Here is a 13029-nt window from a genome sequence, read left to right as displayed (position 1 = left end):
GTGCCCGCGAAGAGGCCGGTACAGGCGAATGAATCACTCCCCGCGGTTCTTCTTGACGATGCCATCGGCGATGCTGGCTGGGGCCTCGGCATAGCGGGTGAACTCCATCGAGAAGCTGGCCCGGCCCTGGGTCATCGAGCGCATCGAGGTGGCGTAGCCGAACATTTCGCCCAACGGCACCTCGGCGCGGATCACCTTGCCTGCCGGGGTTTCGTCGCCGTCCTGGATCATGCCCCGGCGCCGGCTCAGGTCGCCCAGGATGTCGCCCTGGTATTCCTCGGGGGTGACCACCTCCACCTTCATCACCGGCTCCAGCAGTACCGCGCCGCCTTTATGCGACAGTTGCTTGGTGGCCATCGACGCTGCGATCTTGTAGGCCATCTCGTTGGAGTCCACATCGTGGTACGAGCCGTCATACACCGCTGCCTTCAGGTTGATCAGCGGGTAGCCGGCCAGCACGCCGTTCTTCATCTGTTCTTCGATACCTTTCTGGATAGCCGGGATGTATTCGCGTGGCACCACGCCGCCGACGATCTCGTTGACGAACTCCAGGCCTTCCTTGCCTTCGTCACCGGGGGCGAAGCGGATCCAGCAATGACCGTACTGGCCGCGGCCGCCGGACTGGCGGACGAAGCGGCCCTCGATCTCGCAGGTGTTGCGGATTTTCTCGCGGTAGGCCACCTGCGGCTTGCCGATATTGGCCTCGACGTTGAATTCACGGCGCATGCGGTCGACGATGATGTCCAGGTGCAACTCGCCCATGCCGGAGATGATGGTCTGGCCGGTTTCTTCGTCGGTGCGCACGCGGAATGACGGGTCTTCCTGGGCCAGTTTGCCCAGGGCGATGCCCATTTTTTCCTGGTCGGCCTTGGTTTTCGGTTCCACGGCCACGGAAATCACCGGGTCGGGGAAGTCCATGCGTTCCAGGATGATTGGCTTGTCCATGTCGCACAGGGTGTCGCCGGTGGTCACGTCCTTCATGCCGATGAGGGCAGCGATGTCACCGGCGCATACGTCCTTGATCTCCGCGCGCTGGTTGGCGTGCATCTGCACCATGCGGCCGATGCGCTCTTTCTTGCCCTTGACCGAGTTGAGCACGGCATTGCCGGAGCTGAGCACCCCGGAGTACACCCGGGCGAAGGTCAGGGTGCCGACGAACGGGTCGGTGGCGATCTTGAAGGCCAGGGCCGAGAACGGCTCCTTGTCGTCGGCGTGGCGTTCCAGGTGCTTGTTTTCGTCGTCGGGGTCGGTGCCCTTGATTGCCGGGATTTCCGACGGGGCAGGCAGGTAATCGATCACCGCATCGAGCATCAGCGGCACGCCCTTGTTCTTGAACGAGGAGCCGAGGATGGTGGGTACGATTTCGTTGTTCAGGGTGCGTTTGCGCAGGCCGGCCTTGATTTCTTCGATGCTGAGCTCTTCGCCCTCGAGAAACTTCTCGGTCAGTTCGTCGTCGGCCTCAGCCGCGGCCTCCACCATCTTCGCGCGCCATTCATCGGCCAGCGCCTTGAGCTCGGCAGGTATCTCTTCTTCGCGATAGCTGGTGCCGTTATCGGCATCGTTCCAGTAGATAGCTTTCATCTTCACCAGGTCGATCTGGCCGATGAAATGCTCTTCACTGCCAATGGCCAGCTGGATCGGCACCGGGTGGTGGCCCAGGCGCTGGTCGATCTGTTTGACCACCCGCAGGAAGTCGGCGCCCTGGCGATCCATCTTGTTGATGTAGGCCAGGCGCGGCACATGGTACTTGTTGGCCTGGCGCCAGACCGTTTCGGACTGGGGCTCGACCCCGTCGGCGCCGCTGAAGACCACCACGGCACCATCGAGTACGCGCAGCGAGCGTTCCACTTCGATGGTGAAGTCGACGTGGCCGGGGGTGTCGATGATGTTGAACCGGTACTTGTCGGCGAACTGCTTGGTCGAGCCTTGCCAGAAGGCCGTGGTCGCCGCCGAGGTGATGGTGATGCCGCGCTCTTGCTCCTGGGCCATCCAGTCCATGGTCGCGGCGCCATCGTGCACCTCGCCCATCTTGTGGTTGACCCCGGTGTAGAACAGGATCCGCTCGGTAGTCGTGGTCTTGCCGGCGTCGACGTGGGCGACGATGCCGATGTTGCGGTACAGCTCGATGGGCGTTGTGCGGGCCATGGCGGACTACCTGCGGCTGGGCGGATTCCACCACGTTAGCAGACCCGTGGAATCCTGCCGTGCCGCCGGGCTGTCAGTCGGCCTGGGCCTGCAGCAGCCACTGGCCATCCACTTCGCGAGCCAGGCCACACGCCGGTAGCAAAGCCAGCAAGCGTGGGTGCAGGCCGGCTTCGGTGAAGGTCTTGAGCGTGGCCAGGTCCAGCGCGCCGATCAGGTTCAGGTCGGCCTTGGTATAGGACAGCCAGGCTTTCTTCAGCACCTGGGCCACATCGCTGCCGGCGGTGCTGGCGAAACGGCGGTGCCACGGGCGGCCGTCGAAGGTGAAGGTGTGCGCGTGGCTATAGGTGCTGGGGTCGGCACCTTCGACGCAGCGGTGGCAGCGGCACGGGCCCTCGCCGAAAGCGTTGCGCAGGTAGCTGTTGAAGTCCACCACCGGCTTGAGGGACAGACGTTTGTCGACATCGAACAGGTCGGCGATCAGGGGTTCTTCGGCGCTCACTCGGGATCCTCGTGTGGTGTGGCGTGCATCGGCGGGCACCCTAACAGATCGGGGCAGCCAGATCACCTGTTGCAGGGCTGGCCTGTTCGCAGGTGAACCCGCTCCTACAGGGGCTGCAGCGTATTCAAGGGTTGTATGCCTGTGGGCGCTGGCTTGCCAGCGATGAGGCCAGTAGAGACAACAGGCAACGCCTGCCGTACTCTACGCGCCCATACGCCTACCCACCCATTGAGGTAACCCCGCTTGAGCACCCAGTACCCGTACATCGCCACCGTCACCATCAGCGCCGAGGACCGTGGGGGCGATACCGAGGCATCGGAAAACCCCGGTATGCGCGTTGGCCTGGAGGCGGTGACCGAAACCCTGAAAAAGGTGCATTTCGTCGGTACGCTCGCGGCGCCTGAAAAGAATGCCACGCACATTTGCGTCACCCTGGAGAACGGCCTGACCTACTACGGCCCGATCGTCAATGGCCATGCCGAACTCGAAGGCGGCTGGATCGCGTTCGAGTCCGACATGCTCACCCCGGCAGAACTGGGTTTGTAACGCTCAGTTCAACTCCGCCAGGCACTGCTCGAGGATATCCAGCCCTTCTTCGAGCACCTCGGCCTCGATGGTCAGCGGTGCCAGCAGGCGGATGATGTGCCGCGCCTTGCCGCTGGGCATCAGCAGCAGGCCTTTGGCGCGCGCCGCGTCCAGCACCTTGGCCAGTTGCGCCGGGGCCGGGCTGCCGTCTGCATTGACGAATTCAATCCCGCGCATGGCGCCCACGCCGGTCAGGCGCCCGATGAACGGGTACAGGCCCGAGGCCGTCCAACGCTGGTGGCGGCTGACGATGGCCTGCTCCTGGCGCTCACCCCAGGTAGCCACGTTCTCGTCGGTCATCTGCGCCAGGCTGGCCAGTGCTGCGGCACAGGCAATGGGGTTGCCCGAGTAGGTGCCGCCGAGGCCGCCCTTGGGTAATGACCCCATCAGGTCCTTGCGCCCGACCACTGCACCCAAGGGCATCCCGCCGGCAATGCTCTTGGCCAGCAACAGCAGGTCGGGCTCGAGCCCCAGGCGCGGGAAGGCGAAGCGCTGGCCGGTGCGGCCAAAGCCTGACTGGATCTCGTCGATGATGATCAGGATGCCGTGCTGGTCGCAGAAGCGGCGCAGGGCCTGGGCGAAGGCCGGGTCGAGGGCCAGGAAACCACCTTCTCCCTGCACTGGCTCAAAAATGAACGCCGCCACGTCTTCCACGGCCAACTCGACGCTGAACAAGCGGTCCATGGCCTTGAGTGCCTGTTCGCAGGTGACCCCGGTGTCGGCGCTGGGGTAGGGCAGGTGGTAGACCGGCCCGGGCAGCTCGCCGACCCGTTGCTTGTACGGGGCGACCTTGCCGTTGAGGTTCAGGGTAGCCAGGGTGCGGCCGTGGAAGCCCCCGTCGAAGGCGATGATGGCCCGTTTACCGGTGGCGCCACGGGCCACTTTCAGGGCGTTTTCCGCGGCTTCCGCGCCGCTGTTGGTGAGCATGCCGGCCAGCGGGTAGCTGACCGGTACGAACTGGCTCAGTTGCTCCATCAGCGCCAGGTACGGGCCATGGGGGGCGGCGTTGAAGGCATAGTGAGTGAGGCGGGTGGCCTGGGCCTGGATGGCCTCGACCACGGCCGGGTTGCAGTGGCCCAGGTTGAGCACGCCGATACCGCCGACAAAGTCGATGTAACGTTTGCCGTCAGTGTCCCAGACTTCAGCATTGCGGCCATGGGAAAGTGTGATTGGGTGAACGATGGCAATCGATTGGCTGATACTTTCCTGGTTCATGGTGCACGCGGACCTTGTTCGAGTTTCTTATTATCCAAACGTGTTCGCAGGTTATTCCGCAAACGAATTATTCGATTGCGGTCATTCCATGGATTCGTGATCTGGCCGATACTTCGCCATTCAAATCAATCCCCCTCAGCTACGCGCTCCCGTATCCACTGCACAAAAGCCCTTATCTTGGGCACTTCGGCGGCATGTTCGGCATGCGCGATGAAGTGCCGGCCATTGCTCGGCACCGGGTGGTCCCAGGCCACCACCAGCTTGCCTTCGCTCAATTCCTCGGCCACCAGGTAGCGCGGGATCAGGGCGATGCCACAACCGGCGATGGCCGCGCGGATGCACAGGTAGAAGGTGTCGAAACGCGGCCCGTGGTAGCTGTTCTGGCTGTGCAAGCCCAGCCCCAGGAACCACTCATGCCAGGCTTCGGGCCGCGACACGCACTGCAACAGGCGGTGCTCGGTCAGCGCCTGGGCACTGTCGAAAGGGTGGCTGGCCACTAGCTGCGGGCTGCACACCGGCACGACCTCTTCACTGAACAATTCGATGCAGGTTGCCCCGGGCCAGGTGCCCTGGCCGAAGAAAAAGGCGATGTCGGCCTTGGCCTGGACCAGGTCGAACGGCTCCAGCTCGTTGCGTATGTCCAGGTGAATACGCGGGTAGCGGTCGCCGAAGCCCTTGAGCCTGGGCACCAGCCAGCGCGCGCCGAAGGTGGGCTGGGTAGCGATGCGCAGCACTTCGGTTTCGTCGCCATAGCTGAGGATGTAGCGGCTGGAAATATCGATCTGGGTGAGGATCTTGTTCACTTCGGTGAGGTACAGGGCGCCGGCCGGGGTCAGGTGCAGGCGCCGGCGAATACGCTGGAACAGCGAGTGCGAGAGCATGTCTTCAAGCTGCGCCACCTGCTTGCTGACGGCGCTCTGGGTCAGGTGCAGCTCTTGCGCCGCACGGGTGAAGCTGAGATGGCGGGCGGCCGCTTCGAAACACTGAAGGGCGGTGGTCGAGGGCATCAGGCGTTTGGACATGACGGGCGAATACCGAGCAAAAAAGTAAGGAGTTCATTCCAAAACGGAATCATGTGTTTCGAAAAGGTCGTTTGTTGACCCCGGCCTATAGATTAATACTGACCTGGATCAACAATGACAACCGGTCATGTAAAGAGGAGGTCGTTAACCCGCTTTTGGTCTTTGCAAAACAACAACAACGCGCATCAGAAATTTAAAAGAATTCTGCTCCGACCTTCAGCCGCCATGCCGCGGCCGACCCATTCGAGGGTTCTTCATGGCTTCTCACGACAACAAGAAACAGCGCTCCTTGCAGCACGGCCTGACCTCGCGCCAGGTGTCCATGATTTCCATCGCCGGCATCATCGGCGCCGGCCTGTTCATCGGCTCGTCCAATGCCATTGCCACCGCTGGCCCGGCGATCCTCATCTCCTACGCCATGACCGGCCTGCTGGTGCTGCTGGTCATGCGCATGCTGGGTGAAATGGCCATCGCCAACCCCAACAGCGGCTCGTTCTCGACCTATGCCAGCGAGGCCATCGGCCCGTGGGCCGGGTTTACCATCGGCTGGCTGTACTGGTGGTTCTGGGTACTGATCATTCCGGTCGAAGCCATCGCCGGCGCCGACATCCTGCATGCCTACTTCCCGGGCGTGCCCTCGTGGCTGTTCGCCTTCCTGATCATGCTGGTGCTGTCGGGCACCAACCTGGTCAGCGTGAAGAACTTCGGTGCGTTCGAGTACTGGTTCGCCTTGGTCAAGGTGGTGGCGATCATTGCGTTCATCGTGGTCAGCGGGTTGGCGGTGTTCGGTTTCTGGCCGCTGGCCGAGGTGTCCGGGGTCAGCCGCCTGTGGGACCACGGCGGCTTCATGCCCAACGGCTTCGGCACCGTACTGGGTGGCGTGCTGATTACCATCTTCTCGTTCTTCGGTGCCGAAATCGTCACCATCGCCGCTGACGAAACCGCCAACCCGAAAGACAAGATCCGCCGTGCCACCAACCTGGTGGTCTACCGCATCGCCATCTTCTACCTGGCCTCGATCTTCCTGGTGGTGTCGCTGGTGGCCTGGAACGACCCGGCGTTGAAGGCGGTCGGTTCATTCCAGCGGGTGCTGGAGGTGTTGAACGTGCCGGGGGCCAAGCTGCTGGTCGACCTGGTGGTGCTGGTGGCAGTGACCAGCTGCATGAACTCGGGCCTGTACACAGCCTCGCGCATGCTCTATTCGCTGGGCGCGCGTGGCCAGGCGCTGAGCATGACCAAGCGCATTTCCGGCTCCGGGGTGCCGACCGTGGCCGTGCTGTTCTCCACCTTGGCAGGCTTCGCCGGTTGCCTGGTCAACTATGTGTTCCCTGGCAAGGTGTTTGGCTTCCTGTTGTCTACCACCGGTGCCATCGCGTTGCTGGTGTACCTGGTGATCGCCGTGTCGCAACTGCGCATGCGGGCGCGCGCTGAACGCGAAGGGCGCCCGCTGGAGCTGAAAATGTGGCTGTTCCCTTACCTAACCTGGCTGGTGATCGGCACCATTGTCATGGTGCTGGGCTACATGCTGTTCAGCGATGCCTACCGCTACGAAACACTGATGACCGCCGCGGTGACCGTGTTCATCCTGCTGGTGTCGTTGACCCAGCGGCGTGGCCGCGTGGTTGCGCAGGCCGCCTGATGTTTCTGCTTTAATGGGGGCGTTGCGCGCCCCCTTTTTCATCAGCACAGGAAGCGTATGAACGACCAGCCCCTTTCCCTCCAGGCCATGGCGGCACCAGACGGTACCTGCTACGGCTGCGGTTGTTCCCACCCCAGCGGGTTGCACCTGCAAAGCCATTGGCATGCCGATGGTATCCACCTGGTCTGCAGGCATGCCCCGGACAGCACCTTCAGCGGTTGGCCAGGCCTGGTGTACGGCGGCCTGCTGGCGATGCTGGTGGATTGCCATTCCAACTGGACCGCCATGGCCTACCACTACCGGCACGAAGGCCGCGCGCCGGGCAGCTTGCCGCGCATCGACTGCGTGACCGGTACGCTCAACCTGACCTACCTGAAGCCCACCCCGATGGGCTTCGAATTGCTGCTCAAGGCCCGGGTAGAAGGCGAAGTAGGGCGCAAAAGCCGGGTGATCTGTGAAGTCTGGGCTGGCGACGTGCTGACCGTGACGGCGGACTCGGTGTTCGTCCGCGTCGATACCGAGAAACTCAAGCTCAAGGCCCACGGCCAGGGCTGACCAGCGTCGGTTTCAGGATGCGCCTGGTCGCTCGTACGCAACCCTTCGGCGGCATAAGTGCCATGCTTGCAGGATGCCGTCGGACCAGCGCACGCAGATGCGCGGCCGTCGGCGAGGAGGCCGCCGCCATCGCGCAACCGTGACGTTGCCGGCGTGCCGCAGCAGAACACGCTGGATACCTGCCATTACAACAACACAGGCAGGGTCCGTGATGCCGAGGTCCGCTGTATGCCTGATGAATTGCTCCACCTGCCCGTTATCCAGCGCATTCTGGCGCGCGACAAAGACACCCCCGGCGCCCTGTTGCCGATGCTGCATGCTATCCAGCATGACCTGGGCTACATCCCCGATGCCGCCGTTCCCGAACTGGCCCATGCCCTCAACCTCAGCCTGGCCGAGGTGCGTGGGGTAATCAGTTTCTATCATGATTTCCGCACTGCGCCGCCGGCACGCCATACCTTGCGCCTGTGCCGCGCCGAGTCGTGCCAGAGCCGTGGCGCCGAGGCACTCGCGGCGCAGCTGCGTGAACAGCTGGCACTCGACGACCATGGCACCAGTGCCGACGGCGCCATCAGCCTGCGCCCGGTATATTGCCTGGGCGCCTGCGCCTGCTCACCCGCGCTGGAACTCGACGGCCAGGTGCATGCACGGCTCACCCCCGAGCGCTTGCGCGCCTTGGTCAATGCCTGCCAGGAGGATGCAGCATGCTGAAGCTGTTCATTGCCTGTGATTCGGTCGCCCGAGCCGTGGGCGCCGACCAGGTCGCCGAGGCCTTCCAGCGCGAAGCCGAGCGGCGCCAGTTGCCGCTGGAGATCCAGCGCACCAGCTCGCGTGGGCTGTACTGGCTGGAGCCGCTGGTCGAGTGCGACAGTGCGCAAGGCCGCCGCGGCTTTGGCCCGGTTACCGCACAAGACGTGCCGGCGCTGCTCGATGCCCTGGCCAGTGAACCCGCCGAGCACCCGCTGGCGCTTGGGCCGGTCGAGGCCATCCCCTACCTCAAGACCCAGCAACGGCTGCTGTTTGCCCGCGCCGGCATTACCCGCCCGTTGTCGCTGGACGACTACCGGGCGCACGGCGGTTTCGCCGGCCTTGAAGCCGCGGTAGCGCTGGACGGCGCCGAAGTGGTCGCTGCTGTGCTGGACTCCGGCTTGCGCGGCCGCGGTGGTGCGGCCTTCCCGGCGGGTATCAAGTGGCGCACCGTGCGGGACGCTGGCGCAGGCCAGAAGTACGTGGTGTGCAATGCCGACGAGGGCGACTCCGGCACCTTTGCCGACCGTATGCTGATGGAGGGCGACCCGTTCCTGCTGATCGAGGGCATGATCATTGCCGGCCTCGCCGTGGGCGCCGACATGGGCTACATCTATGTGCGCTCGGAATACCCCGATGCCATCCGTGTGCTCGAGCAGGCGTTTGCCATCGCCCGTGCGGCCGGTTACCTGGGGGCCAACGTAGCCGGTAGCGGCCGGGCCTTCGAGCTGCAGGTACGGGTGGGGGCCGGCGCCTACATCTGTGGTGAAGAAACCGCACTGCTCGAATCGATCGAGGGCAAGCGCGGCATCGTCCGCGCCAAGCCGCCATTGCCCGCGCTGCAAGGCCTGTTCGGCTTGCCGACACTGGTGCACAACGTGCTCACCCTGGCCTCGGTGCCGATCATCCTGGCCAAGGGCGCGGCGTTCTACCGTGACTTCGGCATGGGCCGCTCACTGGGGACCATGCCGTTCCAGCTGGCCGGCAATGTGCGCCACGGCGGCCTGGTGGAGCGGGCTTTTGGCCTGACCCTGCGCGAGCTGGTAGAGGGCTACGGGGGCGGCACGGCCAGTGGCCGGCCGCTGAAAGCTGCGCAGGTCGGCGGCCCGCTTGGCGCCTGGGTGCCACCCAGCCACTTCGACACGCCGCTGGACTATGAAGCCTTCGCCGCCATGGGCGCGATGCTCGGCCATGGCGGTGTGGTGGTCGCCGACGACACCCTGAACATGGCCAGCATGGCGCGTTTTGCCCTGCAGTTCTGCGCCGAGGAATCGTGCGGCAAGTGCACCCCGTGCCGCATCGGCTCGACACGGGGCATGGAGGTGGTCGACCGCTTGATCGCCAGCAGCGAAACGGGCGAGCGCCATGACCACGCCCTGTTGCTGCGCGACCTGTGCGACACCATGCAGTACGGTTCGCTGTGCGCCATGGGTGGCATGACCGCCTACCCGGTCGCCAGCGCCCTCAAGTACTTCCCCGCCGATTTCGGGCTGACCACCACGGAGGCCGCACAGTGATCAACTTCTTCGACCCGCAAACCGACCTGGGCACCCCGGCTCGCGACAGCGATGTGCAGGTCAGCCTGAGCATCGATGGCCGAGCCATCAGCGTGCCGGCCGGCACCTCGGTGATGCGCGCCGCGGCCATGCTCGGCACCAGCATCCCCAAACTGTGTGCCACCGACAGCCTTGAAGCCTTTGGCTCGTGCCGCATGTGCATGGTGGAAATCGAAGGCATGCGCGGCTACCCGGCATCGTGCACCACGCCGGTCAGCGAAGGCATGGTGGTGCGCACCGAAACCCCGCGCCTGGCCGGCTTGCGCCGCAACGTGATGGAGCTGTACATCTCCGACCACCCGCTGGACTGCCTGACCTGTTCGGCCAACGGCAACTGCGAGCTGCAGACCGTGGCCGGCCAGGTTGGCCTGCGCGAGGTGCGCTATGGCTATGAAGGCGCCAACCACCTGGCTGAGAAAAAGGACGTTTCCAACCCGTATTTCGACTATGAACCGAGCAAGTGCATTGTCTGCAGCCGCTGCGTGCGCGCCTGCGAGGACATCCAGGGCACCTTCGCCCTGACCATCACCGGGCGTGGTTTCGAGTCGCGGGTGGCGGCGGCCGGCGGGGACAATTTCCTGGCTTCGGAGTGCGTGTCGTGCGGCGCCTGTGTGCAGGCCTGCCCAACCGCGACCCTGACGGAAAAAAGCCTGGTGCAACTGGGCCAGCCCGAGCGTTCGGTGGTCACCACCTGTGCCTACTGCGGTGTGGGTTGCTCGTTCCGCGCAGAAATGAAAGGGGACAAGCTGGTGCGCATGGTCCCGGACAAGAACGGTGGTGCCAACCATGGCCACGCCTGCGTCAAAGGGCGTTTCGCCTGGGGCTACGCGACCCACCCGGACCGCATCACCAAGCCGATGATCCGCAAGCGCCTGGAGGACCCGTGGCAAGAGGTCAGCTGGGACGAGGCGGTGAACTACGCCGCCAGCGAATTGCGCCGTATCCAGCTCAAGTATGGGCGTGACTCCATTGGCGGCATTACCTCCAGCCGCTGCACCAACGAAGAAGCGTACCTGGTGCAGAAACTGGTGCGTACGGCGTTCGGCAACAACAACGTCGACACCTGTGCCCGGGTCTGCCATTCACCGACCGGTTATGGCCTGAAGCAGACCCTCGGCGAGTCGGCAGGTACGCAAAGCTTCGACTCGGTGATGCAGGCCGACGTGATACTGGTGATCGGTGCCAACCCTACCGACGCCCACCCGGTGTTCGGCTCGCAGCTAAAGCGCCGCCTGCGCCAGGGCGCGCGGCTGATCGTGATCGACCCACGGCGTATCGACCTGGTCGACGCGCCGCACGCCCGTGCCGAGCTGCACCTGCAACTGCGCCCTGGCACCAACGTGGCCATGCTCAACGCCTTGGCCCATGTAATCGTCACCGAGGGCCTGCTGGACCAGGGCTTCATCGATGCCCGCTGCGAAACCGAAGACTTCGCCCGCTGGCGCGACTTCGTCAGCCGTGCCGAGAACGCCCCGCAAGTGCTTGGCCCGGTGTGTGGCGTAGCGCCAGAGCAGATCCGCGCCGCCGCCCGGCTGTACGCCACCGGCGGTAATGCGGCCATCTATTACGGCCTTGGGGTGACCGAGCACAGCCAGGGCAGCACCGCGGTGATGGCCATCGCCAACCTGGCCATGGCCACCGGCAACATCGGCCGTGAAGGGGTAGGGGTCAACCCACTGCGCGGCCAGAACAACGTGCAGGGTTCGTGCGACATGGGTTCGTTCCCCCATGAGTTGCCCGGTTACCGGCATATTTCCAACCAGGCGGTGCGTGAAGAGTTCGAGCAGGCCTGGGGCGTGACCTTGCAGCCCGACCCGGGCCTGCGTATTCCCAACATGTTCGAGGCAGCGCTGGACGGCAGCTTCAAGGCGCTGTACTGCCAGGGTGAAGACATTGCCCAAAGTGACCCCAACACCCAGCACGTCACCGCAGCCTTGCTCGCGATGGAGTGCGTGGTGGTACAGGACATCTTCCTGAACGAAACCGCCAAGTTCGCCCACGTGTTCCTGCCGGGCAGTTCGTTCCTGGAAAAAGACGGCACCTTCACCAACGCCGAGCGGCGAATTTCACGGGTGCGCAAGGTCATGGAACCACTCGCGGGCAAGGCTGACTGGGAAGCTGCCATCGCCCTGGCCGACGCCCTGGGCTACCCGATGCACTACCGCCACCCGTCCGAGATCATGGATGAAATCGCCCGCCTGACCCCGACCTTCCGCCGGGTCAGCTACGCCGAAATCGAACGCCATGGCAGCCTGCAATGGCCCTGCAACGAGGCCGCGCCGGATGGCACGCCAACCATGCACATCGACCAGTTCGTGCGGGGCAAGGGCCGCTTCATGCTCACCGGCTATGTGCCGACTGACGAAAAGGTCAACAGCCGTTACCCGTTGTTGCTGACCACCGGGCGCATCCTCAGCCAGTACAACGTCGGCGCGCAGACGCGGCGCACCGGCAACGTGGCCTGGCACGACGCCGACCGCCTGGAAATCCACCCCACCGATGCCGAAAGCCGGGGTATCCAGGACGGCGACTGGGTCGGCATTGGCAGCCGTGCCGGGCAGACGGTGCTGCGCGCCAAGGTCAGTGCGCGGGTGGCCGCGGGAGTGGTGTACACCACGTTCCACTTCCCCGAGTCGGGGGCCAACGTGATCACCACCGACAACTCCGACTGGGCTACCAACTGCCCTGAGTACAAGGTCACGGCGGTGGAGGTGGTCAAAGTGTTCCAGCCTTCGCAATGGCAGCAGCGCTATCAGGACTTCAGTGATGAACAGCGGCGCCTGCTGCAGGAGCGCCGCACAGCGGAGAAAGCCGAGGTACGCCAATGAGCAGCGCCAGCCTGGTCAAAATGGCCAACCAGATTGCCCATTATTTCGACAGCGAGCCTAACCGAGCGCTGGCCGTGCAAGGGGTACGCCAGCATCTGCAAAGCTTCTGGACGCCGGCCATGCGCAGGCAGCTGCTGGAGTGGATTGCAGCCAACGACGGGGAGGGGCTGGACCCGAAGGTGCGTGAAGCATTGGGCTGACGGCTACCTGCGCCCTTGTGCAGGCGCGCCCCCTTGGC

General features: G+C 64.3%; 11 protein-coding genes. 7 read left to right on the top strand and 4 right to left on the bottom strand.

Features of this window, described 5'->3' with window-relative positions; genetic code table 11:
* Positions 1-33: 33 nt before the first annotated feature.
* Positions 34-2145, bottom strand: coding sequence for an elongation factor G (fusA, locus tag FPB55_RS16450; protein ID WP_144188695.1), 2112 nt, complete (start codon positions 2143-2145; stop codon positions 34-36).
* Positions 2146-2218: 73 nt separating this feature from the next.
* The gene (locus FPB55_RS16445; protein WP_009684215.1) at positions 2219-2644 is read right to left on the bottom strand and encodes a hypothetical protein; all 426 of its coding nucleotides are present in this window, start codon (positions 2642-2644) and stop codon (positions 2219-2221) included.
* 243 nt (positions 2645-2887) lie between these two features.
* Between FPB55_RS16445 and FPB55_RS16440 the strand changes: the two genes are divergently transcribed.
* Entirely contained in the window at positions 2888-3190 is a 303-nt protein-coding gene (locus tag FPB55_RS16440) for a hypothetical protein (RefSeq protein ID WP_029885291.1), read from the top strand.
* 3 nt (positions 3191-3193) lie between these two features.
* Here FPB55_RS16440 and FPB55_RS16435 read toward each other — a convergent pair whose 3' ends face one another.
* Both FPB55_RS16435 and gcvA read right to left on the bottom strand, forming a co-directional pair.
* Positions 3194-4444: an aspartate aminotransferase family protein gene (locus FPB55_RS16435; RefSeq protein ID WP_029885290.1), complete on the bottom strand. Its 1251-nt coding sequence runs from the start codon at positions 4442-4444 to the stop codon at positions 3194-3196.
* 125 nt (positions 4445-4569) lie between these two features.
* A complete protein-coding gene (gene gcvA / locus FPB55_RS16430; protein ID WP_029885289.1) occupies positions 4570-5466 on the bottom strand; it encodes a transcriptional regulator GcvA in 897 nt (298 codons plus the stop codon).
* Between the two features lie 256 nt (positions 5467-5722).
* On the opposite strand from gcvA, the gene FPB55_RS16425 reads away from it, so the two are divergent.
* The 6 genes from FPB55_RS16425 to FPB55_RS16400 all read left to right on the top strand — a co-directional run bounded on the left by FPB55_RS16425 (position 5723) and on the right by FPB55_RS16400 (position 12991).
* Positions 5723-7105, top strand: a complete 1383-nt coding sequence (locus FPB55_RS16425) for an amino acid permease (protein WP_144188693.1) — start codon at positions 5723-5725, stop codon at positions 7103-7105.
* 57 nt (positions 7106-7162) lie between these two features.
* Positions 7163-7660: a PaaI family thioesterase gene (locus FPB55_RS16420; protein WP_144188691.1), complete on the top strand. Its 498-nt coding sequence runs from the start codon at positions 7163-7165 to the stop codon at positions 7658-7660.
* Positions 7661-7888: 228 nt separating this feature from the next.
* Positions 7889-8371, top strand: coding sequence for a formate dehydrogenase subunit gamma (locus FPB55_RS16415; protein WP_029885286.1), 483 nt, complete (start codon positions 7889-7891; stop codon positions 8369-8371).
* Complete coding sequence (locus FPB55_RS16410; RefSeq protein WP_144188689.1) at positions 8365-9924, top strand: formate dehydrogenase beta subunit; 1560 nt, start codon at positions 8365-8367, stop codon at positions 9922-9924. The genes FPB55_RS16415 and FPB55_RS16410 overlap by 7 nt, the downstream gene beginning before the upstream one ends.
* The gene (fdhF, locus tag FPB55_RS16405) at positions 9921-12791 is read left to right on the top strand and encodes a formate dehydrogenase subunit alpha (protein ID WP_144188687.1); all 2871 of its coding nucleotides are present in this window, start codon (positions 9921-9923) and stop codon (positions 12789-12791) included. The genes FPB55_RS16410 and fdhF overlap by 4 nt, the downstream gene beginning before the upstream one ends.
* Positions 12788-12991 (top strand): formate dehydrogenase subunit delta, encoded by a 204-nt coding sequence (locus tag FPB55_RS16400; RefSeq protein WP_009684206.1) that lies wholly within the window; start codon positions 12788-12790, stop codon positions 12989-12991. Before fdhF ends, FPB55_RS16400 begins: the two co-directional genes overlap by 4 nt.
* The last annotated feature ends 38 nt before the right edge of the window (positions 12992-13029 follow it).

This window comes from Pseudomonas sp. BJP69 (assembly GCF_007633355.1).
GTDB lineage: Bacteria > Pseudomonadota > Gammaproteobacteria > Pseudomonadales > Pseudomonadaceae > Aquipseudomonas > Aquipseudomonas juntendi.
The sequence above is the reverse complement of the archived record's forward strand: the minus strand, read 5'-3'. Positions and strand labels throughout refer to the sequence as shown.

Coding starts and splice junctions, on each gene's coding strand:
- FPB55_RS16410 (WP_144188689.1), top strand. CDS start 8,365: ATGCTGAAGCTGTTCATTGCCTGTGATTCGGTCGCCCGAGCCGTGGGC.
- gcvA (WP_029885289.1), bottom strand. CDS start 5,466: ATGTCCAAACGCCTGATGCCCTCGACCACCGCCCTTCAGTGTTTCGAA.
- FPB55_RS16400 (WP_009684206.1), top strand. CDS start 12,788: ATGAGCAGCGCCAGCCTGGTCAAAATGGCCAACCAGATTGCCCATTAT.
- fusA (WP_144188695.1), bottom strand. CDS start 2,145: ATGGCCCGCACAACGCCCATCGAGCTGTACCGCAACATCGGCATCGTC.
- FPB55_RS16420 (WP_144188691.1), top strand. CDS start 7,163: ATGAACGACCAGCCCCTTTCCCTCCAGGCCATGGCGGCACCAGACGGT.
- FPB55_RS16415 (WP_029885286.1), top strand. CDS start 7,889: ATGCCTGATGAATTGCTCCACCTGCCCGTTATCCAGCGCATTCTGGCG.
- FPB55_RS16425 (WP_144188693.1), top strand. CDS start 5,723: ATGGCTTCTCACGACAACAAGAAACAGCGCTCCTTGCAGCACGGCCTG.
- FPB55_RS16435 (WP_029885290.1), bottom strand. CDS start 4,444: ATGAACCAGGAAAGTATCAGCCAATCGATTGCCATCGTTCACCCAATC.